This is a genomic window from Ferroglobus sp. (genome assembly GCF_015521575.1).
Classification (GTDB): domain Archaea; phylum Halobacteriota; class Archaeoglobi; order Archaeoglobales; family Archaeoglobaceae; genus Ferroglobus.
This window is the reverse complement of record NZ_WANY01000184.1, coordinates 1-2,377: the sequence shown is the minus strand read 5'-3', so window position 1 is coordinate 2,377 and position 2,377 is coordinate 1. Positions and strand designations below refer to the sequence as shown.

General features: G+C 44.8%; 5 protein-coding genes. 3 read left to right on the top strand and 2 right to left on the bottom strand.

The features are described 5' to 3' along the window. Nucleotides 1-22: 22 nt before the first annotated feature. Nucleotides 23-586 (bottom strand): dienelactone hydrolase family protein, encoded by a 564-nt coding sequence (locus tag F7C14_RS07370; RefSeq protein WP_290901426.1) that lies wholly within the window; start codon nt 584-586, stop codon nt 23-25. A 4-nt stretch (nt 587-590) separates the two neighbouring features. Then, nucleotides 591-1,247, bottom strand: coding sequence for a TIGR00266 family protein (locus tag F7C14_RS07365; protein WP_290901425.1), 657 nt, complete (start codon nt 1,245-1,247; stop codon nt 591-593). A gap of 121 nt (nt 1,248-1,368) precedes the next feature. Here F7C14_RS07365 and F7C14_RS07360 point away from each other — a divergent pair, with 121 nt between their 5' ends. The 3 genes from F7C14_RS07360 to rpsI all read left to right on the top strand — a co-directional run. Further along, the gene (locus F7C14_RS07360) at nt 1,369-1,746 is read left to right on the top strand and encodes a 50S ribosomal protein L18e (RefSeq protein ID WP_290901424.1); all 378 of its coding nucleotides are present in this window, start codon (nt 1,369-1,371) and stop codon (nt 1,744-1,746) included. A gap of 9 nt (nt 1,747-1,755) precedes the next feature. Continuing rightward, on the top strand, nt 1,756-2,229 hold the full coding sequence (gene rplM / locus F7C14_RS07355) for a 50S ribosomal protein L13 (protein WP_290901423.1): 474 nt from the start codon (nt 1,756-1,758) through the stop codon (nt 2,227-2,229). Beyond that, a partial coding sequence (gene rpsI / locus F7C14_RS07350) for a 30S ribosomal protein S9 (protein ID WP_290901427.1) occupies nt 2,226-2,377 on the top strand: 152 nt, incomplete at its 3' end. The genes rplM and rpsI, both read left to right, overlap by 4 nt.

Below are 2,377 nucleotides of genomic sequence, written 5' to 3'. Positions count from 1 at the left end.
TTATTACTCCATCGTCCCCGGATTATTGAATTCCAGCCAAAAACTCGGCTATCTCCTTGGCAAGTTCAAGATACATTCCGGTGTAAAAGTGATCAGTGTCGAGAACTACAACTTTCTTCGGCTCGGAAAGCCTCTCAGCTATTTCTTCAGATTCCTTAAAGCTGACGATCTCATCGTATCTTGCGATGATGATCAGTTTCGGGACGTTACTATCTCTCAGCTCAATCTCGTTAACCCTTTTGAGGGGAGAGATCAAAACAAGGGCGTCTGCTTCATCGGCTATGTTAGAGGCTACTACGCTTCCAAAAGAGTAACCTATTACAGCTACAAAATCGTGCCTTTCCTTCAAGTACAGCAAACAACTCCTTGCATCCTCTATCTCCCCAACACCCCCTCTGAAGGGAGTTCTATAGTCAAAGGTTAGGGTCGAGTAATTGATCTTGTGAAGCTCCGCTGCAATCCTCTCAAGCCGAACGTCGAATCTGTTTCCACCCATTAAAGGATGTGGCGGGCACAGCAAAGCTCCTCTCGTTCCTCTAACTATGTAAGTTGCTCTTATGGCGGAGCCGACTATAATTTCGCTCATGATATCACTTCGAAGGTATCAGAGAAGATAACCAGCCTATGTAATCGGCTATAGATCTCGTCTGAATCCACACTTTTCCAACTCCGTTGAATTCCGCTACAAGCCCTTCTCCGCTGAGTATTGTCGCTTTCAAACTTCCTGCTTTCCTCACTTTAAAGTCCAACGTCTCTTCGAAAGCCACAATATGCCCAGTGTCGACGACAAATTTTCCCTCAACTTGAATTTCCTGAATTCCTCCGAAAGAGGACAAAAACAGATCTCCACTACCCTCCAACTTCATTAAGATCAAGCTCTCCCCGACAAAGAAAGTTTTCGCCCCACCCCACTTCAGATCCATCTCTATTCCCGGAGTTGAGGCTAAAAAAGCTCCGCTTTGGGCATAAAGTCTTCCGTTCAAAGGTATGTGAACGATATCTCCCTGATAAGAAGGGGCTAAGCCCAGCATCGCGTTATTCTCTACAGCCACGAATCTGTTAACAAAAAAAGACTCTCCGGCAAGTAGCCTTTTTATCCCTCCGAAAAATCCACCCCTGGTTTCGGTTTTTAGTTCTACACCCCTCATGTAAACCATTGCTCCAGCTTCAGCGAGAACTTCTTCCCCTCTCTCAAGGGTAAGATTTAGCAGGGAATAACTCGGCTTCGACACGATCTCATATTTCATGCTTGCCTTTTCTCCGGATTAATATAAAAAGATTTAGAAAGCAAAGTGCAACACTTAAATACCGTGAGTTAGCTTTAAATATCCTCCCATTCCGGTAAATTCTAATCGTCGGTGAGTGGTTATGAGCAAGATTAGAAAAGTTGTCAGGAGGAAAACGAATCCGAATCTCGTAAAGCTGATCGATACATTGCTTAAAGCCTCAGCTGAGAACAACGCGAAGATTTGGAAAGACGTAGCGGAGAGACTGGCTAAGCCAACAAAGCACATGGCGGAAGTGAACGTGGGAAAGATCGAGAGGCACTTGAAAGATAACGAAGTGGCGCTGATCCCCGGCAAAGTGCTTGGAGCGGGAGAGATTAGCAGAGCTGTAAAAGTGGCAGCTTTTAAATTCTCAGAGAGTGCCAAAAGAAAAATCGAGAAAGCTGGAGGAACGTGCATGAGCATAGAGGAGTTAATCAAAGAGAATCCGAAGGGAAGCAACGTGCGAATTCTCGTGTGAGGTGGTAGTATGGGTGTAAGCGTTAAAAGGGTTCTGAAAACTCTCGGAGACGATTTCAAGGTTATAGATGCTTCAAATCACGTACTCGGAAGATTGGCAAGTGTTATAGCCAAGAGATTGCTCAATGGAGAGAAGATAGTTGTTGTCAATGCGGAAAAAGCGATCATAACCGGAGACAGAGACATGGTCTTCAAAAGGTACAAAGAAAAGTACGACAGAGGAAGCAAAGAGAAAGGCCCCTATTTCCCGAGACATCCGGAGAAGATTTTCAAGAGAACCGTAAGAGGTATGCTCCCGTGGAAAACAAGGAGGGGAAGGGAAGCTTACAGGAGACTGAGAGTTTTTATGGGAGTTCCTAAAGAGTTGGAAGGCGTGGAATTCGAAAAAGTTGATTCGGCTTATTTCGAGAATGTTTGTAAGACCGACAAGTACGTATATCTTGAGGAAGTCAGTAGGTATCTGGGATTCGAGGTGAGAACATGAAAGTGATAGTTACAAGTGGGAAGAGAAAGACGGCAATAGCGAGGGCAACGATAAAGCCAGGAAAGGGAAGAGTAAGAATTAACAAGATACCCGTCGAAATCTACCAGCCAGAAATGGCGAGAATGAAGATAATGGAGCCGCTGCTAAT